The sequence below is a fragment of the Streptomyces sp. NPDC001700 genome (genome assembly GCF_053596435.1).
The window spans coordinates 223,487-250,111 of record NZ_JBSFGE010000007.1 but is presented as its reverse complement, the minus strand read 5'-3'; the positions used below and the strand labels follow the sequence as shown (position 1 = coordinate 250,111).

Below are 26,625 nucleotides of genomic sequence, written 5' to 3'. Positions count from 1 at the left end.
CAACATGTGAGAGCCAAAGCGTTTCGCGCGGGGTGTGGGGGGCGCCATAGGATTGGGGCCGGAAAACACTTCACACTCACCCTGAGGATCGCTGCATGCCTGGCATCACGCGCGAGGAGGTCGCCCACCTCGCACGGCTGGCGCGTCTGGAGCTCAAGGCGGAAGAGCTAGACCACTTCGCCGGACAGCTGGACGACATCATCGGCGCGGTGGCCCGCGTCTCCGAGGTCGCCGACCAAGACGTACCGCCGACCTCCCACCCGCTGCCCCTGACCAACGTCATGCGGCCGGACGAGGTCCGTCCGTCGCTGACCCCGCAGGAGGCGCTGTCCGGCGCCCCGGCCCAGGAGCAGCAGCGTTTCAAGGTGCCGCAGATCCTGGGGGAGGACTGACCCGCATGACTGATCTGATCAGGCTCACCGCGGCGGAGATCGCCGCCAAGGTGGCTTCCGGCGAACTGACCGCCGTAGAGGTCACCGAGGCCCATCTGGCCCGTATCGAGGCCGTTGACGAGAAGGTGCACGCCTTCCTGCACGTGGACCGTGAGGGCGCGCTCGCGCAGGCCCGCGCCGTCGACGAGAAGCGGGCGCGCGGCGAGGAGCTGGGCCCGCTGGCCGGGGTTCCGCTCGCGCTCAAGGACATCTTCACCACCAAGGGGATCCCGACCACGGTCGGTTCCAAGATCCTCGAAGGGTGGATTCCGCCGTACGACGCGACGCTGACCCAGCGGCTGCGCGACGCGGACGTGATCGTTCTCGGCAAGACCAACATGGACGAGTTCGCCATGGGGTCCTCGACCGAGAACAGCGCGTACGGGCCCACCGGCAACCCGTGGGACCTCACCCGCATCCCCGGCGGCTCCGGAGGCGGCTCGTCCGCCTCCCTGGCGTCCTTCCAGGCGCCGCTGGCCATCGGCACCGACACCGGCGGCTCCATCCGGCAGCCCGCCGCCGTCACCGGCACGGTCGGCGTCAAGCCGACGTACGGGGCGGTCTCCCGGTACGGCATGGTCGCCTTCTCGTCCTCGCTCGACCAGGGCGGCCCCTGCGCCCGTACCGTGCTGGACGCGGCCCTGCTGCACGAGGTGATCGCCGGGCACGACCCGCTCGACTCGACCTCCATCGACGCTCCGGTTCCGCCGGTGGTCGAGGCCGCCCGTAACGGCAGCGTCCAGGGGATGCGCGTCGGCGTGGTCAAGGAGTTCGCGGGCGAGGGCTACCAGGCCGGTGTCATGCAGCGCTTCAACGAGTCGGTGGAGCTGCTGCGCGAGCTGGGCGCCGAGATCGTGGAGATCTCCTGCCCGTCCTTCGACAAGGCGCTGGCCGCGTACTACCTGATCGCGCCGTCGGAGTGCTCGTCCAACCTGGCCCGCTTCGACGCCATGCGCTACGGGCTGCGGGCGGGCGACGACGGCACCAAGTCCGCCGAGGAGGTCACCGCGCTGACCCGTGCGGAGGGCTTCGGGGCCGAGGTCAAGCGCCGGATCATGCTCGGCACGTACGCGCTCAGCTCCGGCTACTACGACGCGTACTACGGCTCGGCGCAGAAGGTCCGCACCCTGATCACCCAGGACTTCGAGAAGGCGTTCGAGCAGGTCGACGTACTGATCTCGCCGACCACCCCGACCACCGCCTTCCCGATCGGCGAGCGCGCCGACGACCCGATGGCGATGTACCTCGCCGACCTGTGCACGATTCCGTCGAACCTGGCGGGGAACGCGGCCATGTCACTGCCCTGCGGTCTGGCGCCGGAGGACGGTCTGCCGGTCGGACTGCAGATCATCGCTCCCGCCATGGCCGACGACCGGCTCTACCGGGTCGGTGCCGCGGTCGAGGCCGCGTTCACCGAACGGTGGGGCCACCCGCTGATCGAGGAGGCACCGTCGCTATGAGCGCGATCAAGAAGGCCAAGGGCTTCAAGAAGTCGAAGCCCGGCACCTACCTGTCCATCGCGACCTCGCTGTTCGGCGCGGTCAGCGTGATCAAGCAGGCCAAGAAGGCCCGCTTGGAGAACGACAAGCTGCAGCTGGCCGACGCGGTGGTGTCCGCCGCCGCCATCGCCACCGGCGTCGCCCTGCTCGTCCGCGAGCTGAAGCGCCTGGGCGACGACGACGTCCTCGCGGGTTGAGAGGTTAGTTTTCCGTGACCGTCACTGAACTGGTGTCGTACGAGGACGCCCTGGCCGCCTACGAGCCCGTGATGGGGCTTGAGGTCCACGTCGAACTCGGCACCAAGACCAAGATGTTCTGCGGGTGTTCGACGTCGCTCGGCGCCGACGCCAACGCGCAGACCTGCCCCACCTGTCTCGGCCTGCCCGGCTCGCTGCCCGTCGTCAACGCGACGGGTGTCGAGTCCGCCATCAAGATCGGTCTCGCGCTGAACTGCGAGATCGCCGAGTGGTGCCGCTTCGCCCGGAAGAACTACTTCTATCCGGACATGCCGAAGAACTTCCAGACCTCGCAGTACGACGAGCCGATCGCCTTCAACGGCTATCTGGACGTCGACGTGGACGGGGAGATCTTCCGCGTCGAGATCGAGCGCGCCCACATGGAGGAGGACACCGGCAAGTCCACCCACGTGGGCGGCGCGACGGGCCGTATCCACGGTGCCTCGCACTCCCTCCTGGACTACAACCGGGCCGGGATCCCGCTCATCGAGATCGTCACCAAGCCGATCGTCGGGGCCGGGGAGAAGGCACCGGAGGTGGCCCGGGCGTACGTCGCCGAGCTGCGCGAGCTGATCAAGGCTCTCGGGGTCTCCGACGCGCGCATGGAGATGGGCCAGATGCGGTGCGACGTGAACCTGTCGCTGCGGCCGCACGGCGCCGAGAAGTTCGGCACCCGCTCCGAGACGAAGAACGTCAACTCGCTGCGGTCCGTCGAGCGCGCCGCTCGTTTTGAGATCCAGCGCCATGCGGCGGTGCTGGGTGATGGCGGGACGATCCTCCAGGAGACCCGTCACTTCCACGAGGAGGACGGCTCCACGACGTCCGGTCGGATCAAGGAAGAGGCCGAGGACTACCGGTACTTCCCCGAGCCGGACCTCGTGCCGGTCGCGCCTTCGCGCGAGTGGGTCGAGGAGCTGCGCGGCACGCTTCCGGAGCTGCCGAGGGTGCGGCGTACCCGGCTGCGGGAGGAGTGGGGCATCTCGCAGCACGAGATGCAGTCCGTGCTCAACGCGGGGGCGATCGATCTGATCACCGCGACGATGGACGCGGGTGCGGATGCGGGTGCCGCGCGCAAGTGGTGGATGGGCGAGCTGGCCCGTCGCGCGAACGAGGAGGGCGTCGAGCTTGCCGCCCTCCCCATCACCCCGGCCCAGGTCGCCCGGGTGTGCGCCCTGGTCGACGAGGGCTCCCTCAACGACAAGCTGGCCCGCCAGACGATCGAGGGCGTGCTGGCGGGTGAGGGCTCCCCGGACGAGGTCGTGGCCGCCCGCGGCCTGAAGGTCGTCTCGGATGAGGGCGCGCTGGGCACGGCCGTGGACGAGGCGATCGCGGCGAATGCCGCCATCGCCGACAAGATCCGTGGGGGCAAGGTCGCCGCTGCGGGTGCCCTTGTCGGTGCCGTCATGAAGGCCACGCGCGGCCAGGCGGACGCGGCGCGCGTGCGCGAGCTGATCCTGCAGAAGCTGGGCGTAGAGGGCTAGCGTCTTCCGCTGGATGCGGTTCGGCGGCGGGGTGCACGGTGAGCACCCCGCCGCCGTGCCGTGTGCGGGGTCCGAGGGTGCCCCTCGCGGTTTCGTCGCCGGGTGCGGCCCGGTGGCCGGGTTGTGCCCACCCGTTCCGCCCAGCGGAACGATTGCCCACAACGGGTTCACCATCCAGCCCCTCCGGCGTTTGAGGAGCGGGGTCCAGGGGCGGCGATGCTCCACCTCCAGCCTCTCCGGCGATTGAGGAGCGGGGTGGGGGATGAGGCGCCCGCCAGCGACTACAGCAGGGTCGGGGTCAGGTCCGGTTCGGACATCTCCTCGTCGAAGGGGTACAGGGGGCGCTCGACCCGGTGGTGGCCCAGGCGTAGGAGGTCCTGGTCCACGCCGCCTGGGGTCAGGGCCAGGCGCCAGTCGGCGGCCAGGTCGTGCAGTTCGGGCTCTAGGTAGCCGATTTTTACTACGACCAGGTCGTACGTCCTCGGATCCAGCTCCCCGAAATCCTCCAGCCGATGGAACGGCTTGCGACGGCTGGTCAGGATTGCGGTGACACCCCCACGCCGCACGGCCGCGACGTCGCCGCCCACCTCGTCGTCCCGGCGCACCGCGACCACCTCGCCGACGAGGTCGTACGGCCCGCCGTGCGCCGTCGCACCGCTGATGTGCCCGCCGACCGACAGGGACACCGTCGCGCCGACGCCCACGGCGACGCAGCGCGCGACCGCCACCGGGTCGGTGATGCCGGAGTGGAGGGCGGTGGCGCGACCGGCGGCCAAGGCGTCATGGGCGAGCAGGCGGCGCAGCATGTACGCCAGATCACCGGCCCCGCCCGCCGTCGGGTTGTCGCCGGAGTCGCTGATGAGGAACGGCCGGTCGGGCGAGGCGAGCGCGTCGGCGATGCACGCGTCGGCGCTACCAGTCGGGCCGACGAAGGCGAAGTCGCGCCGCACCCCCCAGTACTCGCGGGCCAGCGACCGCGCCTGGTCCACGACGAGCGCGGGATCGTCACCGGTGACAACGACATACGCCCGGCACCGCGGCTCGTCGGCCCAGGCGTAACCGACCCAGATCGCCGCGTCCACGACCCCGTCCAGCGCCTCGACGGCGGCCAGCCGTCCGTACAGCGAGGCGGCGGGCTCCAGCCGGGTGCTGGTCTTCTCGCCGGGCAGCAGCACCGGGATCTGCACCCAGGCGACATGGGGGCGGCCCTTGCCGGAGTCGAGCCGTTCGACAAGCTTGCGCGCGGCGCGCTCACGCGTCTCCCAGGCGTCCTCGTGCGGGGCGAGCCGGTGCGCGGTGAGCAGGTCGAGGCGGTCGGCGAAGCGGCGCGAGACGTTGCCGTGGAGATCCATGGCGGCGGAGATCAGCGCGTCGGGCCCGATGGCGTCCCGTACGGCGTCGGTGAGGTCGGCCTCGGCGTCCTCCAAGCCGACGACGCTCATCGCGCCGTGGATGTCGTACACCAGCCCGTCGAGGGGACCGGCCGTCCGGATCCGGTCGGTGAGTTCGGCCTTGACGCGGGCGTAGACGGCGGGCTCGACGGGCCCGCCGGGGAGCGCGACGGCGTGCACGAGGGGCACCCACTCCACGAGCCCGGCCAGGTCGCCGTCCGGCCGGGTCCAGCCGTAGCGGGCCAGCAGTTCGTCGCCGCGCGTGACGCGGAAGTCGTCGTATCCGGCGCGGTGCGGGCTGAAGGTGCTGGACTCGATGTGCATGCCGCCGATGCCGATCCGCAGGCGGCGTCCTCGGGAGGTGGTGGGTGCCATGCTGCCTCGCTTCCGGTCGGTCCGCGCGTCGCGCGCTCACCTTATGCGGTGATCCGGGCTGCCATGCCGTCGTAACGCCGAGGACGTTCGGCGGCCATCTGCCCTCCGTAGCTTCCCGAGCGGACGCTCACGGACAGGGGAGAGACAGGTGGCATCGGACATCGCACGCCGCAAGCTGGTCGCACTCGGCGCCGGAGCGACCGGGGCGGTCGCGGCGGGCTCGCTGCTGCCGCCGTCGCTGCAGGCCGCCCTCGCCGCGCAGCCGTCGCCGCCGCCCGGCGGGCTCGACGGCATCGAGCATGTGGTGCTGCTGATGCAGGAGAACCGTTCCTTCGATCACTACTTCGGCACCCTCCGGGGCGTTCGCGGCTATGCCGACCCCAACGCCGTCACTCTGCCCGGCGGGCAGAGCGTCTTCGCGCAGCCGAAGCCGGGCGGCGGCCACGTCCTGCCCTTCGGGGCGCGCGAGGCCGCCGAGGGGCAGCGCGAGGACCTGCGCTTCGTGGGCCAGCTCGACCACTCGTGGGACGGCGGCGCGGCGGCCTGGCACGGCGGCTGGATGGACAACTGGATCGCCGCCAAGTCCCCGGCCACCATGGTCCACTTCGACCGTGCGGACATCCCGTTCCACTATGAGCTGGCCGACACGTTCACCATCTGCGACGCGTACCACTCGGCCATCCACTCCTCCACCAGCCCCAACCGCAACTACTGGGTCAGCGGCACCACCGGTTACGAGCCGGGGCCGGGCGGGCGGCGCGCGGTCGGCAACGACGCGTACGAGGAGGACAGCCACCCCGGCTACGACTGGACCACCACCGCCGAGGTGCTGGAGCGGGCGGGGGTGAGCTGGAAGGTCTACCAGGAGTGGGACAACTTCCAGGACAACAACATCGAGTTCTACCGGCCGTTCAAGGACGTGGCCCGCAAGGCGCTGGCCGGGCTGGGCCTCACCAGCACCAACGACTTCTACACCAAGGTGCTGGAGGCGTCCGGCGCCGAGCGGCGGCGGCTGCTCGACGGTCTGGAAGCGGGCCTGGAGAAGCTGACGGACGACGAACGGCGGCTGTTCGAGCGGGGTCTGCGCCGGGCCCCGGAGGGCGGCTTCGAGGAGGCGTTCCGCGCCGATGTGGCGGCCGGGCGGCTGCCCTCGGTGTCGTATCTGGTGCCGTCCCCGCTGGACTCCGAGCACCCCGATGTCTCCACCCCCGCGCACAGCGCCACCGTGACGTACGCGGTGCTGGACGCGCTCGCCGCCCACCCCGAGGTGTGGCGCAAGACGGCGGTCTTCCTCACGTACGACGAGAACGACGGCTTCTTCGACCATGTGGTGCCGCCCAACCCGCCCGCCGACGTCGCCGAGGAGTGGTGGCAGGGGCGGCCGCTGGGCCTGGGGATGCGGGTGCCGATGCTGGTGATCTCCCCGTGGACGGTCGGCGGTTACGTCTGCTCCGAGCTGTTCGACCACACCTCCGCCAACCGCTTCCTGGAGAAGTGGCTGGGCATCGAGGTGCCGAACATCTCCGACTGGCGCCGGACCGTGTGCGGCGATCTGACCGGCGCCTTCGCGTTCGGCGGCGCCGCCGCCCCGCAGCCCCTGCGCGACCCGGGGCCGCCCCCGGCGGACCGCGACCACTGGACGCCGGAGCCGCCCGAAGAGCAGCGGATGCCGCGACAGGAGGAGGGCGCGCGTCCGGCCCGCCCGCTGCCGTATCAGCCGGAGGTGTCCGGGGTGTTCGAGCCACGGGCGGGGGTGATGCGGCTGGCGCTCGCCAACGCCGGGGTACGCAGCGCGCACGCCATCCTCTTCCCGTACGCGGAGGAGTACGAGGCGCCGCAGCACCGCGATCTGGCGCCCGGGGCCCTGTCCACCTGGGACGTCCCGGTGCGGGACGGGCGTTACGACTTCGTCGTCACCGGGCCGAACGGCTTCCGCCGCGAGTTCCGGGGCACGGCCGAAGGCGCGGCCGCCGGGCTGCGGGTGCGCGGCGGGATCGACGCCCGTCGGCGGCAGCTCACGCTCACCATCACCAACAAGGGGGAGCGCGCGGTCGAGGTCACCGTGCGCCCGCACGCCTATGTGGCCGACGCGGACGCGCGGCAGCGGACGGTGAGCGTGCGCGCGGGCTCGACGAAGGCCGTGGAGTTCTCGGCGCGGGAGGGCCAGGGCTGGTACGACCTGGTGCTGACGGCCGAGGGCGACTCCTCCTTCCACCGCCGCCTCACCGGGCACATCGAGAACGGGCGCCCCTCGGTCAGCGGCTGATCCGGCAGCGGCTCCCGGCGGCTACTGGAGCCGCTAGTTCCGGATGTGGCGAAGCCCACAAAGGGGACAAAGGATCTTTTCCGGCTGACACAGTGCTTTGGTCACAAGCACATCACGCCGCACTCGGTGCACAGACCGGAAAGCAGCCATGGCCGCACTCGCACGATGGTGTATCAGGCGCAGCGCCGTCGTGATCGTGCTCTGGCTGGCCGCCTTCGCGGGGATCGCCGCCGCGGCGGCCGTGACCGGCTCCGCGTACTCGAACGACTACGACATCCCCGGCACCGAATCCTCCACGGCCTCGCGGCTGCTGGAACAGCGGTTCCCGGACCGGGCGGGGGACACCGACACCATCGTCTGGCACACCGACCGGCAGGCCGGATCGGTGCGCTCCGTGGACGTCGAGCGGCGGATGTCGGCGGCGCTGGGGCGCGTCGCCGAACTGCCCGGCGTCGTCTCCGTCACCGGCCCGTACGGCACCGACGACACCAGCCGCATCAGCGCCGACCAGCACACCGCCTACGCCATCGTCGTCTTCCGCGAACCCGCCGCCGACCTGGGCGAGGACGAGGTGCGCCGGGTCCTGGACACCGCGCGCTCCGCCGCCGCTCCCGGGCTGCGGATCGAGATGGGCGGCGTGGGCGCCGGGCTCACCGAGACGGCCGGGCCCGCCCATCTCAGCGAGGCCATCGGCGTCGCCGTGGCCGCCGTCGTCCTCTTCCTCGCCTTCGGCTCGCTCGCGGCGACCCTGCTGCCGATCGCCACCGCGCTCATCGGCGTCGGCACCGCGTACGCGGCGATCGGGCTGCTCGGCCACGCCATGACCGTCGCCGACTTCGCGCCCATGCTCGGCATGCTGATCGGGCTCGGCGTCGGCATCGACTACGCGCTGTTCATCGTCACCCGGCACCGCCGGGGCCTGCGGCAGGGGCTGCCGGTGGCCGAGGCCGCCCAGCGCGCGGTGGTCACCTCGGGCCGCGCGGTGGTCTTCGCGGGCGCGACCGTATGCCTGGCCCTGCTCGGCATGCTGGTGCTGCGGCTGAGCTTCCTCAACGGTGTCGCGGTCGCCGCCGCGCTGACGGTCGCGCTCACCGTCGCCACCTCCCTCACCCTGCTGCCCGCGCTGCTCGGACTGATGGGGACGAAGGTCCTGAGCCGCCGCGAACGCAGGCGGCTGGCCGAGGAAGGGCCGAGGCCCACGGCGGCGCCCGGACTCGCCACCCGCTGGGCGTCGTTCGTGGAACGCCACCCCAAGGTGCTGGGCGCGGTCGCCGTCGCCGTCATGCTGGCCCTTGCCCTGCCCACCCTCTCCCTCCGGCTCGGCACCTCCGACCAGGGCAACAACCCCGAGACCTCGACCACCCGGCAGGCGTACGACCTACTCGCCGAGGGGTTCGGGCCCGGCTTCAACGGACCGCTGACGCTCATCGGCAGCATTGACGGCGCCGAGGACCGGATGGCCTTCACCCGGCTGACCACCACCCTGCGTACCACCGAGGGCGTCGCCTCGGTGAGCGCCGCGGAACTGGGCGGCGGAGGCGACACCGGCGTGATCACCGTCGTGCCCACCACCGCCCCGCAGTCGCCCGACACCTCGCGGCTGGTCGAGCGCCTTCGGGGCGAGGTGCTGCCGAAGGCCGAGGAGGGCACCTCGCTGCGGGTGTACGTCGGCGGACTGACCGCGGGCTACGACGACTTCGCGGCCGTGATCGTCTCCAAGCTGCCGCTGTTCGTGGGGGTGGTGGTGGCGCTCGGCTGTGTGCTGCTGCTGTTCGCGTTCCGCAGCATCGGTATCCCGGTCAAGGCGGCGGTCATGAACGTGGCCGCCGTCGCGTCCTCCTTCGGTGTCGTCGTCGCGGTCTTCCAGTGGGGCTGGGGGAGCGAGCCGCTGGGGCTCGGCAGGGCGGGCCCGATCGAGCCCTTCCTGCCCGTGATCATGGTGTCGGTGCTCTTCGGGCTCTCCATGGACTATCAGGTGTTCCTGGTCAGCCGGATGTACGAGGAGTGGCAGCACACCCGCGACAACAAGCGCGCGGTCCGGGTGGGCCTCGCCGAGACCAGCCGGGTCATCAACTCCGCGGCCGTCATCATGATCGCGGTCTTCTCGGCGTTCGTGCTCAGCGGCGACCGGATCATCGCCATGTTCGGCATCGGGCTGGCGGCCGCGGTCGCCCTGGACGCCTTCGTCCTCCGCACGCTGCTGGTCCCCGCCCTGATGCATCTGCTCGGCGGCGCCAACTGGTGGCTGCCGGGCTGGCTGGAGCGGACGCTGCCGCGCATCAGCATCGAGGCGCCCGGCCCGGACCCGGAGCCGGATCAGCGGCCGCTGCCCGTGCCCAGGCCGCGCGCCCCCGAGGAGGACGCGGTCCGCACGCCCGTGCCGTAGGGGGCCCCTTCCTGAAGGTGTCAGCCCTCGCGGGGCCGGATCACCACGTGGCCGGAGTCGAGGTCTATCGGACCCTTCCACGGAGGGTCGCCGTCGCCGACGTCCTGCAGCGTCAACGCCATCCGCTTGCGCTCCTCTTCGGTGTGTTTGCGACTGGGCGCGAACAGCTCCTCTATGAGGTTGAACATGGCGACCCCCGTAGGTGTGGGACTGCGGCCAGTGTACGCAGACCGCCCGAAAAAGGACCGGGGTCGCCCGCCGTCAGCTGATGTCCAGCCGCAGGATCCGGTCGTCCTCCTTACCCGGGTCGCCCCGCCCGTCCGTATTGCTCGTGGTCACCAGGAGCCCGCCGTCCTCCGTGGCGACCACGGTGCGCAGCCGCCCGTACTTCCCGGTGAGGAACGCCTGCGGCTCGGCCACCGGCTTGGTGCCGCGCAGCGGGATCCGCCACAGCCGCTCACCGCGAAGCCCCACCATCCAGATGGAGCCCTTGGCGAACGCGACACCGCTCGGCGAGGCATCCTCGGTCTTCCACTGCTCGACCGGATCGACGACCCCCTTCTCCCCGGCCTTGCCCTCCGCCTCCGGCCAGCCGTAGTTCTTGCCCGGCCGGATCTGATTCAGCTCGTCCCAGGTGTCCTGGCCGAACTCCGATGCCCACAGCCGCTTCTGGGCGTCCCAGGCCAGCCCCTGCACATTGCGGTGGCCGTAGGAGTAGACGACCGAATCGGCCGACGGATTGCCGTGCGCCGGTTCACCGTCCGGGGTCATCCGCAGGATCTTGCCGCCGAACGAGTCCATGTCCTGGGAGAGCCCCCGCTCACCGCTCTCGCCCGTGCCCGCGTACAGCATCTTGTCCGGGCCGAAGGCGATCCGGCCGCCGTTGTGGATCGTGCCCTTGGGGATGCCCTTGAAGACCGTGTCCGGCGCGCCCAGCTGATCGCCCGCGGGGCGCTTGTCGTTGTAGACCATGCGGACGACGCGGTTGTCCGAGTCGGTGGTGAAATACGCGTACACCATGTGGTCCGCGCCGAAGTCGGAGGAGACCGCGAGACCCAGCAGACCGCCCTCGCCCGCGGGGGAGACGCCCGGCACGGACCCCAGCTCGGTCTTCTTCCCGCTGTCCGCCGAGACCTTGAAGATCTTGCCCGTGTCCCGCGAGGACACCAGCAGATCCCCGCCCGGCAGCGGGGCCACGCCCCACGGCGATTTCAGCTTGGTCGTGAGCGTGCTCACCACCTTCGCGGACCCCTTGGCGGGCGCCGCCGACTCGCTGGCCGAGGGCGCCGCCGACGACGAGGGGGAGCCGCCCTTGGACCCCTCCTTCCCGGGCGCGGACGAACCCGAGCGCTCGAAGGGGGACTGCCCGTCACCGGTCGAGCAGCCGGTGAGCAGCAGCAGGGCGGCGGTGGTGGCGAGAGCGGGGGCGGCGAGGGCGGAGGTCAGGCGAGGACGTCGCACGGTCGGGTTCCTCTCGGTGGGGCACTGTGCCGGGGCACGGTTCTGATTCTTATACACCGCAGCTCCGCGCCGGGTTCCCTTCTCCGAACCAGAGCACATCCGCCCCAACAGCACCTTCAGTCCCACGACCCCCGCGCGGGCGGCAGCGTCGCGATCTCGGCCAGATCCGCGGCCGTCAGCATCACGCCCGCCGCCGCGGCGTTCTCCGCCGCCCAGCGGTCCCGCTTGGTCCCCGGCACCGGCACCACGTGCGGCCCCTGGGCCAGCAGCCACGCCAGCGCCACCTGAGCCGCCGTCACCGACTCCCCGTGCCGCCGCGCGACCCGCCGCAGCCCGGCCACGATGGGCTGGTTCGCCGCCATCATCTCCGCCGTGAACCGCGGATGCCGGGCGCGCATGTCCTCCGGCTCGAACCCCTGCCCCGGTGTCAGCGTCCCGCTGAGGAAGCCGTTGCCCAGCGGCATCGCCGCCAGGAAGCCCACCCCGCGCGAGGCACACCACGGCACCAGCGCCTCCAGCGCCTCGGGCGACCACACCGACAGCTCCGCCTGCACGCAGCTCACCGGGAAGACCTGCTGCACCCGCTCCAGCTGCCGCACCGTCGCGTCGTGCATCCGGGCACCGGACCGCCGCTGGGCCCGCGCGCCCACCGCGCACAGCCCCAGCGCCCGTACCTTTCCCGCCGCGACCAGCTCGGCCATCGCGCCCCAGGTCTCCTCTATCGGTACCTCGGGGTCGGCCCGGTGCAGCTGGTAGAGGTCGATCACATCGGTCTGGAGCCGCCGCAGCGAGGCGTCGCACGCCCGCTTCACATAGCCGGGCCGCCCGTTGGCCACGATGTGCTGCTCGCCGACCAGCAGTCCGCACTTGGTCGACACGAAGGCGTCCGCCCGCCGCTCCTTGAGCGCCCGTCCCACCAGCAGTTCATTGGTGAAGGGTCCGTACATGTCGGCGGTGTCGAGCAGGCTCGCGCCCGCGTCGAGCGCGGTGTGCACGGCGCGCAGCGAATGCTCGCCATTGCGCTGCGAAGCGGTATACGCCCAGCTCATGGGCATGCACCCCAGGCCGATCGCACCCACTTCGAGCGCCGCCGCTCCGATTGTCCTGCGCTCCACCTGGACTGACCCCTCCCGTTTCTCGCACCAAACTAACCTCTGCGGAGAGCCTCACTTCGCATAGCCTCCTGGCATGAGTGCAGATGACAGCGATACGTTCCGGCCCCACGATTCGTCTCATGCCGCGTCCGGCGAGCCGGCCCGCCCCCTCGCCTGGCTGCCCATCGCGCCCGACGAGATCGAGGGGCTGCCCGAGAGCCTGGAGTACGCCCACTGGGACGGCGGTCCCGACTACCCCACCGACCCCGCCCGCGTCGCCTTCTACTGCGCGCCGTATATGAAGAAGCCCGAGGTGCTGGCCCGTCCGCTGGAGGCCATGACGGGCCTGCGGGTGATCCAGACGCTCACCGCGGGCATAGACGGCCTGCTGCCCGCTATGTCACAGGTTGTCTCCAATGTTCAGCTGTGCAACGCCCGGGGGCTGCACGACGCGAGCACCGCCGAGCTGGCCCTGACCCTCATCCTCGCCTCGCTGCGCGACATCCCCGGTTTCGTGCGCGCCCAGGACGCGGAGGAGTGGACCTCCGGTTTCCGTCCGGCGCTCGCCGACAAGTCCGTTCTGATCGTGGGACACGGCTCGATCGGCAGCGCGATCGAGGCCCGGCTCGAACCCTTTGAGTGCGAGCGGGTGGCGCGCGTCGCGCGCTCCCCGCGTACGACCGAGCGCGGTCCGGTGCACCCGATCGACGCCTTGCCTCAACTGCTTCCGGACGCCGACGTCGTTGTCCTGGTGACCCCGCTGACCGAGCAGACCCGCGGCCTGGCCGGGGCCGACTTCCTGGCGAAGATGAAGGACGGAGCGCTGTTGGTGAACGTCGCACGGGGCGGGGTGGTGGACACCAAGGCCCTTCTCGCCGAGGTGGAGAGCGGCCGGCTGCGCGCCGCGCTGGATGTCACCGACCCCGAACCACTGCCCGCCGGGCATCCGCTGTGGCACGCTCCAGGAGTGCTCATCACCCCGCATGTGGGCGGCCCGTCGTCGGCCTTCCTGCCCCGCGCCAAGCGGCTGTTGCGCGCCCAGCTGCACCGGTTCGCCGCGGGCGAGCCGATGGAACATCTCATGATGACCACGGGGTAGACGAGGGGGCAACATGCCCCTGGCAGTACATACAGGCATCGATTGACTGCACTCCGTATATACAACGGCGTAGTCAGTTACGGTGCGTAGATGGCCTATGTCCCTGAGTGACCAGTCTGGTGTATCGTCCCGAGCGGGGGCTGCGCCAATGACCTGACGGCGTCAGCGATGGACCGGAACTCGAGGGGGGCGACGGGCGATGTATGGCCAATGGACCAACGACCCGACGCAGCTCAGGCGTCGACCGCGACTTTTCCGCGCAGCCGCGCGGCTCTCGATGACGAAGCTCACGGGGATACGGCTCGCGCGGCCGCGCCCCTTCGCACGACGGGCGGCAGCGCGGTGAGCGCCACCGGAGCGGTGCTCGCCCGGCCGTCGGTCACCGGCGGCACCCGGCTGCTGCCCCAGGTCGTCCTCGCCCTCGTCTGCGGCGGGTACGCGGTGGGTGCGGTGCTCGGCTGGGGATCATCCGAACTGGCCGTCTTCATGGGCGACTTCGGGCTGGCCGCGGCCGCCCTCACCGCCGCCGCCTCCTGCCTGTGGCACGGGCGCAGGAACTCGGGGCGGATGCGCCCGGCCTGGCTGCTGTTCGCGGCCTCGTCCACCATGGCCGCACTGGGCAACGCCACCTGGGGGTGGTACGAGGTCGTGCTGGGCCGTCCCGTGCCCACCCCCTCGTTCGCCGATGTGTGCTTCCTTCTCTTCGCGCCGCCCGCGATCGTGGGCATGCTGGTGCTCGCCAAGCGCCCGCGCAACCGGGCCGGGTGGATCTGCCTGGGTCTTGACGCCTGGCTGATCGCCGGATCGCTGATGACCCTGTCGTGGAGCCTCGCGCTCGTCCACACCGGGGAGTTCGGCGGGGACGTCGGGAGCGTGGCCCGCAGGGCCTTCTCGCTCGCCTACCCGCTGCTGGACATCGTGCTGGTCAGCATGGTGATCGTGCTGCACTTCCGGCGCTCGTCGACGGCCAGCAGGTCGGCGGTCAACACCGCGATCGGCGCGTTCGCCCTGACCGTGCTGTGCGACGCGCTGTTCACCTCGCCGCTGCTGCACGAGCACTACCGCTCCGGCCAGATCCTGGACGCGGGCTGGTTCGCCGGTTCGATGCTGCTCGCGTACGCGCCCTGGGTGGCCCGGCGGGACGCCGCCGGGACCCCGCCGCCCGTGGTGCGCCGCGCCGACCGGCCGAGCCGTCCCACGGCGGGCGCGTTCGCCGCCCTGGCGCCGTATCTCGCCGCCGCCGTCTGCACGCTGGGGATCCTGTTCAACGTGATGGACGGCCGTCCGGTCGACGGGGTGGTGCTCTTCACCGCCTGCGCGGTCGTGCTCGCCCTGCTCGTCCGGCAGGCGATCATGCTGATGGACAACATCGCGCTCACCCAGGAGCTGGCGGAGAAGGAGAACCACTTCCGCTCCCTGGTGCAGAGCTCCAGCGACGTCATCATGATCGCCGCGCCCACCGGCATCCTGCGGTACGTCAGCCCCGCCGCCACCGGCGTCTACGGGCGGGACGCGGACGAGCTGCAGGACTCCGAACTGGCCTCGCTCATCCACCCCGAGGACCTGGGCGCGGTGGTCCACGAGATCCGCCGCTTCCTGGCCGCCTCACCGGGCGAGGAGCCCACCACCCGCATCGAGTGCCGCTTCCGCTCCGGCTCCGGCGACTGGCTCAACGTGGAGTCGACGGTCAACCGCCACCACGGCGGCCTGATCTTCAACAGCCGCGATGTCACCGAGCGGGTCCGGCTCCAGGCCCAGCTGCAGCACAGCGCCGAGCACGACCCGCTCACCGACCTGCCCAACCGCGCCCTGTTCACCAAGCGGGTCCGGCACGCGGTCGGCGGCCGCCGCCGTACCGACGCGGGCACCGCCGTGCTCTTCATCGACCTCGACGGCTTCAAGGCCGTCAACGACACCGTCGGCCACCAGGCGGGCGACGAGCTGCTGGTCCAGGCCGCCCGCAGGCTCCAGGAGTCCGTGCGGTCCGGCTCCGGCGACTGCGCCGCCCGGCTCGGGGGCGACGAGTTCGCCGCCCTCATCGTGGGCGACGGCGCCGACGACACCAGCACCCGCGAATGCCGCATCCTGGAGATCGCCGACCGGCTGCGGGCCCGGCTCTCCCAGCCCTACCGGGTGGAGGGCGGCACCGAGGTGCGGGTCGCCGCCAGCATCGGCGTCGCGTTCGCCGAGCCCGGCACCAGCCCCGGCGCCCTGATGCGCAACGCCGACCTGGCCATGTACCGCGCCAAGGCCGCCGGAAAGAACCGCGTCGAGCTGTACGCCCCGCAGATGCAGGCCGAGGTGGCGCGCCGCGCCGAGGTCGCCACGCGGCTGCGCGCCGCCCTGCACGACGGCGAGTTCGTGCTGCTGCACCAGCCCGTCGTGGAGCTGGCGAGCGGCCGGGTCACCGCCGTCGCGGCGCAGCCCCGCTGGCGCTCGGCCCAGGGCATCCTGTTCACCCCGGCCGAGTTCCTGAGGGTCGCCGACAACAACGCGCGCGGCGGCGACCACGGCCGCGCCGGTGAGGAAGGCGCCCGCACCGCCGAGCTGACCCGCTGGACGCTGGAGGCCGCCGTGGAGCAGGCCGCCCAGCGCCGCCGGGACGGCCATATGGCCCCCGTCTGCGTACGGGTGCCCGCGGGCCGCCTGGTCGACAAGTCCATGCCGCCCAAGGCCGTGGAGACCCTGCTCGCCCGGCACGGACTGCCCTCGGGCGCGCTCATCCTGGAGCTGACCGACAGCGACCCACGGGTGCCGCTGGACGAGCTGGAGCACCGGCTCGGCGCCCTGCGCAGGCTGGGGGTGCGGATCGCGCTCGACGGCTTCGGCAGCGGCTACGGCGCGATCAGGGCGCTGCGCAGGCTCCCCATCGACGTACTCAAGCTGGACCAGGGGCTGGTCGAGGGGGTGGTCGAGTCCTCCCGGCTGCACAAGATCACCTCAGGGCTGCTGAGGATCGGCGGCGATCTCGGGATGCAGTCCATCGCCGAGGGCGTGGACTTGCCCGAACAGCTCGTGACCCTGCGCGGCATGGGCTGCACCCACGCCCAGGGCATGGCCTTCAGCGGCCCGCTGGACGAGCACCGGCTGCGCCGGGCGCTGACCCGGGGCAGCTATCCGGTGCCCCGCTCGGAGGCTCCGGTGCTGGTCGGCGGTGGGCTGCCGGTGCGGCACGGCGGATTCGGCGGGCATGGGCCCCGGCGCCAGGAGGTGCACACCCACCCACCGACCCGCTCAAATACTGAGACTCCCGTCCCACCCACTTGACACCTGATACGCGCGAGGTGGAGGGTCGGAGCCATGCGCACCCGAATTCTCGTACTTGGACAGCGCGTCGGCTGAGCAGGGCCATGTTGAAGCCCTGCGGACCCTCACCGGCGCGCTCCCCTCGCTTGCCTAACGGCACGAGGGGTTTTTTGTTGCACTGACGCCTGTGCACCACCGCCTTCCTCCCCGCATCACACCTCATTCGAGAAGAGAACGCAGATGACCGAGCAGGCCTCCGGGGCCCATCATCCCCAGCCGCGGGCCCGTAACGGCGGACCCCAGTCCGCGACCGTCGAGCACGTCACGGGTGCGCAGTCCCTCATCCGTTCGCTCGAGGAGGTGGGCGCGGACACCGTGTTCGGCATCCCCGGTGGCTGCATCCTCCCCGCGTACGACCCGATGATGGACTCCTCGAAGGTCCGGCACGTACTCGTCCGCCACGAGCAGGGTGCGGGCCACGCCGCCACCGGCTACGCCCAGGCCACCGGCAAGGTCGGCGTCTGCATGGCGACCTCGGGGCCCGGAGCCACCAACCTGGTCACGCCCATCGCCGACGCCCACATGGACTCGGTCCCGATCGTCGCGATCACCGGCCAGGTGGCCTCCAAGGCGATCGGCACGGACGCCTTCCAGGAGGCGGACATCTGCGGCATCACCATGCCGATCACCAAGCACAACTTCCTGGTCACCAAGGCCGAGGACATCGCACGCACGATCGCCGAGGCGTTCCACATCGCCGCCAGCGGCCGTCCAGGGCCGGTCCTGGTCGACATCGCCAAGGACGCGCTCCAGGCCAAGACCACCTTCTCCTGGCCGCCGCAGACCGATCTGCCCGGCTACCGCCCGGTGACCAAGCCGCACGCCAAGCAGATCCGCGAGGCCGCCCGGCTGATCACCCAGGCCGAGCGCCCGGTGCTGTACGTGGGCGGCGGTGTCGTCAAGGCGCACGCCACCGCCGAGCTGCGGGTGCTGGCCGAGCTGACCGGGGCGCCGGTCACCACCACCCTGATGGGGCTCGGCGCCTTCCCCGACAGCCACCACCAGCACCTCGGCATGCCGGGCATGCACGGCACCGTCGCCGCCGTCACCAGCCTGCAGAAGGCGGACCTGATCGTGGCGCTCGGCACGCGCTTCGACGACCGGGTCACCGGCAAGCTCGACTCGTTCGCCCCGTACGCCAAGATCGTGCACGCGGACATCGACCCGGCGGAGATCGGCAAGAACCGCGCCGCCGACGTGCCGATCGTCGGTGACGCCCGCGAGGTCATCGCGGATCTGGTCGTCGCGGTCCAGGCCGAGCACGACGCGGGCCACACCGGCGACTACAGCGGCTGGTGGGAGGACCTGAACCGGTGGCGCGAGACCTACCCGCTCGGCTATGACCTGCCCGAGGACGGCAGCCTGTCGCCGCAGCAGGTCATCCAGCGGATCGGCGAGCTGGCCCCGCAGGACACGATCTTCACCGCGGGCGTCGGTCAGCACCAGATGTGGGCCGCCCACTTCATCACCTACGACAAGCCCGCGACCTGGCTGAACTCGGGCGGAGCCGGGACCATGGGGTACGCCGTCCCGGCCGCCATGGGCGCCAAGGCCGGCGCGGAGGACCGTACGGTCTGGGCGATCGACGGTGACGGCTGCTTCCAGATGACCAACCAGGAGCTGGTCACCTGCGCGCTGAACAACATCCCGGTCAAGGTCGCGATCATCAACAACGGCGCGCTGGGCATGGTCCGCCAGTGGCAGACCCTGTTCTACAACCAGCGCTACTCCAACACCGTGCTGCACTCCGGCCCCGGGGCGGACACCAGCCAGCCCAGCGCGGGCACCCGGGTCCCGGACTTCGTGAAGCTCGCCGAGGCCATGGGCTGCATCGGCATCCGCTGCGAGGACCCGGCCGACCTCGACGCCGTGATCGAGAAGGCCAACGCGATCAACGACCGTCCGGTGGTCGTGGACTTCATCGTCCACGAGGACGCCATGGTCTGGCCGATGGTCGCGGCCGGTACCTCCAACGACGAGATCCTGGCGGCGCGTGACACCCGCCCGGACTTCGGCGACAGCGAAGACGACTGAGCCGGGACCGAGAGAGAAGAAGAGAGACGCATCGCATGTCCAAGCACACGCTCTCCGTCCTGGTGGAGAACACCCCCGGCATCCTCGCCCGGATCGCCGCCCTGTTCTCCCGCCGCGGCTTCAATATCGACTCGCTCGCCGTGGGCGTCACCGAGCACCCCGACATCTCCCGCATCACCATCGTGGTCAATGTCGAGGAGCTGCCGCTGGAGCAGGTCACCAAGCAGCTCAACAAGCTCGTCAACGTCCTGAAGATCGTCGAGCTGGAGGACAGCTCGGCCATTCAGCGGGAACTCGTTCTCGTGAAGGTCCGGGCCGACAACGAGACCCGCTCCCAGATCGTCGAGATCGTCCAGCTGTTCCGCGCCAAGACCGTGGATGTCTCCCCGGAGGCCGTGACCATCGAGGCCACCGGCGGCAGTGACAAGCTCGAAGCCATGCTCAAGATGCTGGAACCGTACGGCATCAAGGAGCTGGTGCAGTCCGGCACGATCGCCATAGGGCGCGGCGCCCGCTCCATCACCGACCGGAGCCTGCGCTCGCTCGACCGGTCCGCCTGACGAGACCCCCGAACCTTCACCCGCCCGCCCGTCATACGGTGGGACGCACAACCCACACGCTAGGAGAATCCCGAAGTGGCCGAGCTGTTCTACGACGACGACGCCGACCTGTCCATCATCCAGGGCCGCAAGGTCGCGATCCTTGGGTACGGCAGCCAGGGCCACGCCCACGCGCTGTCGCTGCGCGACTCGGGCGTCGACGTCCGCGTCGGCCTGCACGAGGGCTCCAAGTCCAAGGCCAAGGCCGAGGAGCAGGGCCTGCGCGTGGTGAGCCCGGCGGAGGCGTCCGCCGAGGCCGACGTGATCATGATCCTGGTCCCGGACCCGATCCAGGCCAAGGTCTACGAGGAGTCCGTGAAGGACAACCTGAAGGACGGCGACGCGCTGTTCTTCGGGCACGGCCTCAACATCCGGTACGACTTCATCAAGCCGTCGGCCAACGTCGACGTCTGCATGGTCGCCCCCAAGGGCCCGGGCCACCTGGTCCGCCGCCAGTACGAAGAGGGCCGCGGCGTGCCGTGCATCGCGGCCGTCGAGCAGGACGCCACGGGCAACGCCTTCCCGCTCGCCCTCTCGTACGCCAAGGGCATCGGCGGCACCCGCGCCGGGGTCATCAAGACCACCTTCACCGAGGAGACCGAGACCGACCTCTTCGGTGAGCAGGCGGTGCTGTGCGGTGGCACCGCGGCGCTGGTCAAGGCCGGGTTCGAGACCCTGACGGAGGCCGGTTACCAGCCGGAGATCGCGTACTTCGAGTGCCTCCACGAGCTGAAGCTGATCGTGGACCTCATGTACGAGGGCGGCCTGGAGAAGATGCGCTGGTCGATCTCCGAGACCGCCGAGTGGGGCGACTACGTCTCCGGCCCGCGGATCATCAACGACTCCACCAAGGCCGAGATGAAGAAGATCCTCGGTGAGATCCAGGACGGCACCTTCGCCAAGAACTGGATGGCGGAGTACAACGCCGGTCTGCCGAAGTACAACGAGCTGAAGAAGGCGGACGAGGACCACCTCCTGGAGACCACGGGCAAGGAGCTGCGCAAGCTCATGAGCTGGGTCGACGACGAGGCGTAAGCGCCCGCCCGGCGCGGTGGGCCGTGCCCCGGGTGTGGCGGGGGTTCCGAGGAACCCCCGCCACACCCGGTTCGCCATTTGTCCACCGCGCATCACCACGTGCGGGTGATCCTGCCGCATAGGCGCATTACACAGGCCCGATCGCTACTACACTTTCCTGCAACAAACGCGTCAGGCTCACAGCGTCGTGCGTCTTCCACGCGGCTGGAACCCTTCACCGCCTGCGGCCGTCGGGACGGCCGTCCGCTGAGGACTAGTGAGGACTGAAGACCACGTGAGCACTGCTTCCCCCGGTAAACCTGTCGTACTCATCGCCGAAGAGCTGTCGCCCGCCACGGTCGACGCCCTGGGCCCGGATTTCGAGATCCGGAGCTGCAACGGCGCGAACCGAGACGAACTGCTTCCCGCCCTCGCCGACGTGGACGCGATCCTCGTCCGCAGCGCGACCAAGGTCGACGCGGAAGCCATCGCCGCGGCGAAGAAGCTGAAGGTGGTCGCCCGCGCGGGCGTCGGCCTGGACAATGTGGACGTCTCCGCCGCCACCAAGGCGGGCGTCATGGTCGTCAACGCGCCGACCTCCAACATCGTCACCGCCGCCGAGCTGGCCTGCGGCCTGCTGGTCGCCACCGCCCGCAACATCCCGCAGGCGAACGCCGCGCTGAAGAACGGCGAGTGGAAGCGCAGCAAGTACACCGGTGTGGAGCTGAGCGAGAAGACCCTCGGCGTCGTCGGCCTCGGCCGCATCGGCGTCCTGGTGGCCCAGCGCATGTCCGCCTTCGGGATGAAGGTCGTCGCGTACGACCCGTACGTGCAGCCCGCGCGCGCCGCTCAGATGGGTGTGAAGCTGCTCACCCTCGATGAGCTGCTGGAGGTCTCGGACTTCATCACGGTCCACCTCCCCAAGACCCCGGAGACCGTCGGCCTGATCGGCGACGAGGCGCTGCGCAAGGTCAAGCCCGAGGTCCGCATCGTCAACGCCGCCCGTGGCGGGATCGTCGACGAGGTGGCGCTGGCCGCGGCCCTCAAGGAGGGCCGGGTGGCCGGTGCCGGTCTGGACGTGTTCTCCAAGGAGCCGTGCACCGACTCCCCGCTCTTCGAGTTCGACAACGTGGTCGCCACCCCGCACCTGGGCGCCTCCACCGGTGAGGCCCAGGAGAAGGCGGGCATCGCGGTCGCGCGCTCGGTGCGGCTGGCGCTCGCGGGCGAGCTGGTCCCGGACGCGGTGAACGTGCAGGGCGGTGTGATCGCCGAGGACGTACGTCCCGGGCTGCCGCTGGCCGAGAAGCTGGGCCGGATCTTCACCGCGCTCGCGGGCGAGGTCTCCGTCCGGCTCGACGTCGAGGTGTACGGCGAGATCACCCAGCACGACGTCAAGGTGCTGGAGCTGTCCGCGCTCAAGGGCGTCTTCGAGGACATCGTCGACGAGACGGTCTCGTATGTGAACGCCCCGCTGTTCGCGCAGGAGCGCGGCGTCGAGGTGCGGCTGACCACCAGCTCGGAGTCCTCGGAGCACCGCAATGTGGTGACCGTGCGCGGCACCCTGGCCGACGGCGCCGAGGTGTCGATCTCCGGCACGCTGGCCGGTCCGAAGCACCTCCAGAAGATCGTCGCGGTCGGGGAGTACGACGTCGACCTGGCCCTCGCCGACCACATGGCCTTCCTCCGCTACACCGACCGTCCCGGCATCGTCGGCACGCTCGGCCGCATCCTGGGCGAGGCGGGCATCAACATCGCGGGCATGCAGGTCTCGCGTGCTGCGGTGGGCGGTGCCGCACTGGTCGCGCTGACCGTGGACGACACGATTCCGCAGTCCGTTCTCACCGAGATCGCCGAGGAGATCGGCGCCACGTCGGCCCGTTCGGTCAACCTGGTCTGAGCCGTGTAGCGCCTAGGCGTTCCGGAAGGGCCCGGTCCCCGCTTCGTGCGGGGGCCGGGCCCTTTTCGGTGCCCCGGCGGGTTCTTTTTCATCAGGTGTTGAATAAGATGGCGAGCCATACGCGTCACCAGAAAGGCACCGCCATGTCCGAGCCCTCAGCCATATCGCCCGCCGCTGGGGCGCCCGCGCCCAACCCCCGGCGCTGGCTCGCCCTGCTCTTCATCGGCCTCGCCCAGCTGATGATCGTTCTCGACATCACCATCGTGAACATCGCCCTGCCCTCCGCCCAGCGCGACCTGGGCATTTCCGCGGGCGACCGGCAGTGGGTCATCACCGCGTACACCCTGGCCTTCGGCAGCCTGCTGCTGTTCGGCGGCCGGATCGCCGACTACACCGGCCGCAGGCGCGCCTTCCTGGTCGGTCTGATCGGCTTCGCCTGCGCCTCCGCGCTCGGCGGCGCCGCCCAGGGGCTCGGCATGCTCCTCGGGGCCCGTGCGCTCCAGGGCGCCTTCGCCGCGCTGCTCGCGCCCTCGGCGCTGTCGCTGCTGGCCGTGAACTTCACCGAGGCGCGCGAGCGCGCCAAGGCGTTCGGCATCTTCGGGGCGATCGCGGCGGGCGGGGGCGCGATCGGCCTGGTCGTCGGCGGGCTGCTGACCGAGTACCTGGACTGGCGCTGGTGCCTGTACGTCAACGTGCCGATCGCCGTCCTCGCGGCGTTCAGCTGGTCCGTCCTGCCCGCCGACCGGCCCGCCGAGCGGCGGGCGCGCTTCGACATCCCCGGTGTGCTGCTGGCCGTCGCCGGTCTGGTGTCGCTGGTCTACGGATGCAGCGAGGCCGAGTCGGAGGGCTGGGACTCCCGGCTGGTGACGGGGCTGCTGACGCTGGGCGTGGTGCTGCTCGCCGCCTTCGTCCTGGTGGAGCGGCGCGCCGCCCAGCCGCTGCTGCCGATCCGGGTGATCGCGGACCGCACCCGGGGCAGTGCCTATCTGGCGGTCGGTCTTTCGGTGGTCGGCATGTTCGCGATGTTCCTCTTCCTCACGTACTACATGCAGATCGTGAAGGGGTACTCGGCGCTGGTCACCGGCGTGGCCTTCCTGCCGATGACCGCGGCGGTGCTGGCCGCCGCGGGCGGTGTCGCCGTCCGTCTCATCCCCAAGGTGCCGCCCCGGGTCCTGGTGGTGCCCGGGCTGCTGATCGCGGCCACCGGGGTGGCGCTGCTGGTCCCGCTGGAGGCCACCAGCTCGTACGCGGCGGGCGTGCTGCCCTCCGAACTCCTCGTCGGCTTCGGCATGGGCCTGGTGATGGCCCCCTCGATGAACTACGCGACCCACGGCGTCCAGCCCAGGGACGCGGGCATCGCCTCCGCCACGGTGAACACGGCCCAGCAGATCGGCGGTTCGATCGGCACGGCGATGCTCAACACCATCGCCACCAGCGCGACCGCCGACTACCTCCACGACCACGCCCGCCGCATGACACCGGACACCGCGAAGGAGGGCCTGGTCGAGGGCTTCTCCCACGCGTTCGTCTGGTCGTCTGTGATCCTCACGGCGGCGGCGGTGGTGGTGGGCGTACTGATGAACACCCCCCGCCCGTCCCACGACAAGCCCGCCCACGACGCTCCGGCCGCCCCCGTCCATCTGGGCTGACGCGTGTCACCGGGAGCGACCGGATGTGAGGGTCGGGCCCGCCTCGCGCAGCACCGTCCGGATGACCGCCCGGGGTGAGTGCCGCGGGCGGTAGGGGTAGATGGCGGCGGGGGTCCAGCCGGGGTCGGTGGTGAAGGTGCGCAGGGCCCATTCGGGGGGTGGGGTGCCCGTGGACTCGGCGTCGGCTCGGGCCTGGGCCGCCTCGGCCTCGAACTTCGCTCGGGCGATGCGGTTCAGGTCGACGCGGCGGCCGTTGTACGAGGCGCCGGTGGCCGAGAACTGGTGGCCGTGGAAGGTGGTCACCGTGATGTCGGGAGAGGCGCCCGGGCCGGTGTGGGTGAAGACGTCGTATTCGGAGACGATCTTCGATTCGAGCCCGGCGCCGAGGAAGTAGGAGCTGCCGCCGAGGGCCTGACCGCGCATCGGGTAGTCGGGGTCGTCGGTGGAGCCGCGGAAGTAGTTGTTGTACGTGTGCACGTGGCCGAACCGGACGCGGGGGCTGCGCTGGGCGGTGTCGGAGAACAGGTTGTGGTGGAAGGTGATCCGCAGATGGCCGCGGTCGCGGTCGCCCTTGCCGTCGCCGGAGCCGATCAGCAGGGTCTTCTCGTGGTCGCTGAAGCGGCTGTAGGAGACGGTGACGAAGTCCGTGCCGTCCTCCATGTCCAGCAGCCCGTCGTGGTGTTCGACGCGCTTGCCGTGGAATCCGACGGTGGCCCGGCTGGTGGGGTAGCGGCCGTCGGAGAAGGCGCAGTGGTCGATCCAGATGTTGCGGCCGGTGACGACCGACAGCGCGTCGAAGCGGGCGTTCCAGGCGCCGGTCGCGCCGTCGCCCGGGTCCCAGCTGGGGAAGTGGTCCACCGGGGCTTCGAGGCGGAGGTCGCGGATGACGATGTTCCGGCCGGTGTTGACGGTCAGATAGACGCCGAGCAGGGCCGCGTCCCGTCCAGTGCCCAGGATGGTGGTGTTGCTGGGCACGGTGAGCTGGATCCGCTGCTTCTGGGCGTTCGAGCCGGTGACTCGGAGCGTGCGCATCCGTTTGCACCACTCGTAGCGGTCGTCGCTCCACGCCGTACCGTCCGGGCCGAAGCAGTCCATATAGCGCCGCAAGTCCCAGCCGGGGGCGTAGTCCTGGGCGCCCAGGAGGCGGCCGTCGTCGCTCTCGTTGCCGCTCAGGTGCCCGCGTACGCGGATCACCTTGGGGGCGGTGGGATCGCCGTGGTTGGCGAGGGCGGTCTTCAGCTCGGCGCGGGTGCGCACCACATGGACGCTGTCGGGCGCCGCGCCCGCGCCTCCGGTGGTGCCGGACCCCGCCGTGGCCCAGCCCGATGCGACCGGAGGCGCCGCGGCGGCCTCGCCCGGTGCGCCCAGGAGGGCGCACAGGAGCGCGGCCGCCGCGGCGTACGCGCGTCGGCGCATCCGGTCAGCCCGCCATCTCGTACGCGTAGTCCGGCGAGAACGCCCCCGCCGCCCCGGCGCAGCCGTCGAGTTCGCCCGGCGGCTTGACCCACAGATAGGCGTCGATCGCCGGGTCGCCGGTGTTGGCCGTGGGGTTCTCGCCGACCTTGCGGCCGCGCGGGTCGCACCAGGCGTTGTCGGGCGCGGGGCCGTTGCCGTTGCGGCTGGTGTCGATGACCGCGGTGAGGCCCGAGGAGCTGCCGAGCTGGGCGAGCACGGCCTTGGCGAAGGCCACCTCCTCGGCGGTGCGGCGGTAGTTGGAGACATTGCTGTAGATGCCGTCGCCGCTGCTCAGCACGGACGCCGAGCGCAGCCGGGAGGCCTGGACTGCGGGGCTGTTCCAGGCGGAGTGACCGGCGTCGAAGTACACCCGGGCCTTGGGCGCGGCGGCGTGGATGGCGGCGGAGGCGCGCGCGAGCGAGGCGTAGCGGCCGCTCAGCTCGGCGGGCGACAGACAGCTGATGAGCGCGATCGAGTCCGGTTCGAGGATGACGACCGAGGCCCCGCCGCCCAGCCCGGCGGCGAAGCCGCGGACCCAGGCGTCGTAGCTCGCCAGATCGGGGGCGCCGCCCGCGGAGGCGCCGCCGCAGTCGCGGTTGGGGAGCTGGTACGCGACGAGCACGGGCACCTGGTTCTTGGCGGCGGCGGCCGAGGTGATCTTGCGGACGTCCTCGGTGACGGTGCCGGGGGTGTACCGCGAGAACCAGACGGCCTGGGGCTGGGACGCGATCCGCGAGGCGATGCGGGCCCGGCGGGAGTCGTTCGGGTTGGCGGCGACCCACTTGTTGACGAGCGAGTCGGGGTGGTTGAAGAAGGCGGTGGCGGAGGGCAGTTCGCCCGCGGCGGCGCGGGGCGCGTGGCCCACGCCGACCAGGAAGGTGGTGGCGAGCGCGGCGGCCGCTAACGCTCTGATGATGCGCACGGTGCATCAGTCCTCTCGCGGACCCGGGGG

Annotated in this window: 19 protein-coding genes; 13 read left to right on the top strand and 6 right to left on the bottom strand. The window is 71.1% G+C overall.

Translation table 11 applies throughout. The features are described from left to right. The first annotated feature begins 95 nt into the window (after positions 1 to 95). From gatC to gatB, 4 genes are read left to right on the top strand one after another with little or no spacing between them, the layout of a single operon-like run. Positions 96 to 392, top strand: coding sequence for an Asp-tRNA(Asn)/Glu-tRNA(Gln) amidotransferase subunit GatC (gene gatC / locus ACWC5C_RS16335; protein WP_358621318.1), 297 nt, complete (start codon positions 96 to 98; stop codon positions 390 to 392). Between the two features lie 5 nt (positions 393 to 397). Then, positions 398 to 1,891, top strand: coding sequence for an Asp-tRNA(Asn)/Glu-tRNA(Gln) amidotransferase subunit GatA (gene gatA / locus ACWC5C_RS16330; RefSeq protein ID WP_385448410.1), 1,494 nt, complete (start codon positions 398 to 400; stop codon positions 1,889 to 1,891). Further along, entirely contained in the window at positions 1,888 to 2,127 is a 240-nt protein-coding gene (locus ACWC5C_RS16325; RefSeq protein WP_385448407.1) for a hypothetical protein, read from the top strand. Before gatA ends, ACWC5C_RS16325 begins: the two co-directional genes overlap by 4 nt. Before the next feature lie 14 nt (positions 2,128 to 2,141). Next, complete coding sequence (gatB, locus tag ACWC5C_RS16320) at positions 2,142 to 3,647, top strand: Asp-tRNA(Asn)/Glu-tRNA(Gln) amidotransferase subunit GatB (RefSeq protein WP_450876029.1); 1,506 nt, start codon at positions 2,142 to 2,144, stop codon at positions 3,645 to 3,647. 281 nt (positions 3,648 to 3,928) lie between these two features. Here gatB and ACWC5C_RS16315 read toward each other — a convergent pair whose 3' ends face one another. Further along, positions 3,929 to 5,413 (bottom strand): M81 family metallopeptidase, encoded by a 1,485-nt coding sequence (locus ACWC5C_RS16315; RefSeq protein WP_450876028.1) that lies wholly within the window; start codon positions 5,411 to 5,413, stop codon positions 3,929 to 3,931. Positions 5,414 to 5,561: 148 nt separating this feature from the next. Between ACWC5C_RS16315 and ACWC5C_RS16310 the strand changes: the two genes are divergently transcribed. Together ACWC5C_RS16310 and ACWC5C_RS16305 are read left to right on the top strand one after the other, a co-directional pair. Further along, positions 5,562 to 7,679 (top strand): phosphocholine-specific phospholipase C, encoded by a 2,118-nt coding sequence (locus ACWC5C_RS16310; protein WP_450876027.1) that lies wholly within the window; start codon positions 5,562 to 5,564, stop codon positions 7,677 to 7,679. Between the two features lie 148 nt (positions 7,680 to 7,827). After that, the gene (locus ACWC5C_RS16305; protein WP_450876026.1) at positions 7,828 to 10,065 is read left to right on the top strand and encodes an MMPL family transporter; all 2,238 of its coding nucleotides are present in this window, start codon (positions 7,828 to 7,830) and stop codon (positions 10,063 to 10,065) included. Positions 10,066 to 10,085: 20 nt separating this feature from the next. On the opposite strand, the gene ACWC5C_RS16300 is transcribed toward ACWC5C_RS16305, so the two are convergent. The 3 genes from ACWC5C_RS16300 to ACWC5C_RS16290 form a co-directional block, all read right to left on the bottom strand. Continuing rightward, positions 10,086 to 10,253, bottom strand: coding sequence for a DUF6191 domain-containing protein (locus tag ACWC5C_RS16300; protein ID WP_450876025.1), 168 nt, complete (start codon positions 10,251 to 10,253; stop codon positions 10,086 to 10,088). Positions 10,254 to 10,326: 73 nt separating this feature from the next. Then, positions 10,327 to 11,526, bottom strand: a complete 1,200-nt coding sequence (locus ACWC5C_RS16295) for a PQQ-dependent sugar dehydrogenase (protein ID WP_450876024.1) — start codon at positions 11,524 to 11,526, stop codon at positions 10,327 to 10,329. Positions 11,527 to 11,642: 116 nt separating this feature from the next. Then, the gene (locus tag ACWC5C_RS16290) at positions 11,643 to 12,641 is read right to left on the bottom strand and encodes an aldo/keto reductase (protein ID WP_385446863.1); all 999 of its coding nucleotides are present in this window, start codon (positions 12,639 to 12,641) and stop codon (positions 11,643 to 11,645) included. A 73-nt stretch (positions 12,642 to 12,714) separates the two neighbouring features. On the opposite strand from ACWC5C_RS16290, the gene ACWC5C_RS16285 reads away from it, so the two are divergent. The 7 genes from ACWC5C_RS16285 (at position 12,715) to ACWC5C_RS16255 (ending at position 24,218) form a co-directional block, all read left to right on the top strand. Then, on the top strand, positions 12,715 to 13,719 hold the full coding sequence (locus ACWC5C_RS16285; RefSeq protein ID WP_450876023.1) for a 2-hydroxyacid dehydrogenase: 1,005 nt from the start codon (positions 12,715 to 12,717) through the stop codon (positions 13,717 to 13,719). Between the two features lie 342 nt (positions 13,720 to 14,061). After that, positions 14,062 to 16,986, top strand: coding sequence for a putative bifunctional diguanylate cyclase/phosphodiesterase (locus ACWC5C_RS16280; protein ID WP_450876022.1), 2,925 nt, complete (start codon positions 14,062 to 14,064; stop codon positions 16,984 to 16,986). A gap of 219 nt (positions 16,987 to 17,205) precedes the next feature. Further along, on the top strand, positions 17,206 to 19,059 hold the full coding sequence (locus tag ACWC5C_RS16275) for an acetolactate synthase large subunit (protein ID WP_450876021.1): 1,854 nt from the start codon (positions 17,206 to 17,208) through the stop codon (positions 19,057 to 19,059). A gap of 35 nt (positions 19,060 to 19,094) precedes the next feature. Next, positions 19,095 to 19,619 (top strand): acetolactate synthase small subunit, encoded by a 525-nt coding sequence (gene ilvN, locus ACWC5C_RS16270; protein WP_385446859.1) that lies wholly within the window; start codon positions 19,095 to 19,097, stop codon positions 19,617 to 19,619. 75 nt (positions 19,620 to 19,694) lie between these two features. Beyond that, positions 19,695 to 20,693: a ketol-acid reductoisomerase gene (gene ilvC / locus ACWC5C_RS16265; protein ID WP_450876020.1), complete on the top strand. Its 999-nt coding sequence runs from the start codon at positions 19,695 to 19,697 to the stop codon at positions 20,691 to 20,693. A 274-nt stretch (positions 20,694 to 20,967) separates the two neighbouring features. Next, complete coding sequence (gene serA, locus ACWC5C_RS16260) at positions 20,968 to 22,569, top strand: phosphoglycerate dehydrogenase (RefSeq protein ID WP_450876019.1); 1,602 nt, start codon at positions 20,968 to 20,970, stop codon at positions 22,567 to 22,569. 143 nt (positions 22,570 to 22,712) lie between these two features. Continuing rightward, positions 22,713 to 24,218 carry an MFS transporter gene (locus tag ACWC5C_RS16255; RefSeq protein WP_450876018.1) on the top strand — a complete coding sequence of 502 codons (1,506 nt, stop codon included), beginning with the start codon at positions 22,713 to 22,715 and terminating at the stop codon, positions 24,216 to 24,218. A gap of 6 nt (positions 24,219 to 24,224) precedes the next feature. Here ACWC5C_RS16255 and ACWC5C_RS16250 read toward each other — a convergent pair whose 3' ends face one another. Both ACWC5C_RS16250 and ACWC5C_RS16245 read right to left on the bottom strand, forming a co-directional pair. Further along, a complete protein-coding gene (locus ACWC5C_RS16250; RefSeq protein ID WP_450876017.1) occupies positions 24,225 to 25,634 on the bottom strand; it encodes a pectate lyase family protein in 1,410 nt (469 codons plus the stop codon). Between the two features lie 4 nt (positions 25,635 to 25,638). Continuing rightward, positions 25,639 to 26,595: a glycoside hydrolase family 6 protein gene (locus tag ACWC5C_RS16245; RefSeq protein ID WP_450876016.1), complete on the bottom strand. Its 957-nt coding sequence runs from the start codon at positions 26,593 to 26,595 to the stop codon at positions 25,639 to 25,641. Between the last annotated feature and the right edge of the window lie 30 nt (positions 26,596 to 26,625).

What these genes read in the sequence shown, in the direction of transcription:
- ACWC5C_RS16275 (WP_450876021.1), top strand. Translation starts at nt 17,206, where the DNA reads ATGACCGAGCAGGCCTCCGGGGCCCATCATCCCCAGCCGCGGGCCCGT.
- gatC (WP_358621318.1), top strand. Translation starts at nt 96, where the DNA reads ATGCCTGGCATCACGCGCGAGGAGGTCGCCCACCTCGCACGGCTGGCG.
- ACWC5C_RS16250 (WP_450876017.1), bottom strand. Translation starts at nt 25,634, where the DNA reads ATGCGCCGACGCGCGTACGCCGCGGCGGCCGCGCTCCTGTGCGCCCTC.
- ACWC5C_RS16315 (WP_450876028.1), bottom strand. Translation starts at nt 5,413, where the DNA reads ATGGCACCCACCACCTCCCGAGGACGCCGCCTGCGGATCGGCATCGGC.
- ACWC5C_RS16285 (WP_450876023.1), top strand. Translation starts at nt 12,715, where the DNA reads ATGAGTGCAGATGACAGCGATACGTTCCGGCCCCACGATTCGTCTCAT.
- ACWC5C_RS16325 (WP_385448407.1), top strand. Translation starts at nt 1,888, where the DNA reads ATGAGCGCGATCAAGAAGGCCAAGGGCTTCAAGAAGTCGAAGCCCGGC.
- ACWC5C_RS16305 (WP_450876026.1), top strand. Translation starts at nt 7,828, where the DNA reads ATGGCCGCACTCGCACGATGGTGTATCAGGCGCAGCGCCGTCGTGATC.
- gatA (WP_385448410.1), top strand. Translation starts at nt 398, where the DNA reads ATGACTGATCTGATCAGGCTCACCGCGGCGGAGATCGCCGCCAAGGTG.
- ACWC5C_RS16300 (WP_450876025.1), bottom strand. Translation starts at nt 10,253, where the DNA reads ATGTTCAACCTCATAGAGGAGCTGTTCGCGCCCAGTCGCAAACACACC.
- ACWC5C_RS16255 (WP_450876018.1), top strand. Translation starts at nt 22,713, where the DNA reads ATGTCCGAGCCCTCAGCCATATCGCCCGCCGCTGGGGCGCCCGCGCCC.
- ilvN (WP_385446859.1), top strand. Translation starts at nt 19,095, where the DNA reads ATGTCCAAGCACACGCTCTCCGTCCTGGTGGAGAACACCCCCGGCATC.